Consider the following 234-nt stretch of genomic DNA (forward strand, 5'->3'; position numbering starts at 1 on the left):
ACTCGCAACCTCATGCGTGACAGGCATGCGCTCTAACCAACTGAGCTACACCCCCATTAAATGGATCTGCTTTTTTTAAACAAATGGTGCCGCTTATCGGAGTCGAACCAATTACCTACTGATTACAAGTCAGTTGCTCTACCAGGTGAGCTAAAGCGGCATCTGTTTTAAATATATGGCGTGTCTGAAGAGATTCGAACTCCTGACCCACGCCTTAGAAGGGCGTTGCTCTAT

The 234-nt window shown here is 46.6% G+C and carries 1 tRNA gene; it reads right to left on the minus strand.

The features are described 5' to 3' along the window. Nucleotides 1-84 precede the first annotated feature (84 nt). Nucleotides 85-160: transfer RNA gene (locus L988_RS12745), tRNA-Thr, on the minus strand. Nucleotides 161-234: the final 74 nt, after the last annotated feature.

Source organism: Cetobacterium sp. ZWU0022, from assembly GCF_000800875.1.
Taxonomy (GTDB): Bacteria; Fusobacteriota; Fusobacteriia; order Fusobacteriales; family Fusobacteriaceae; genus Cetobacterium_A.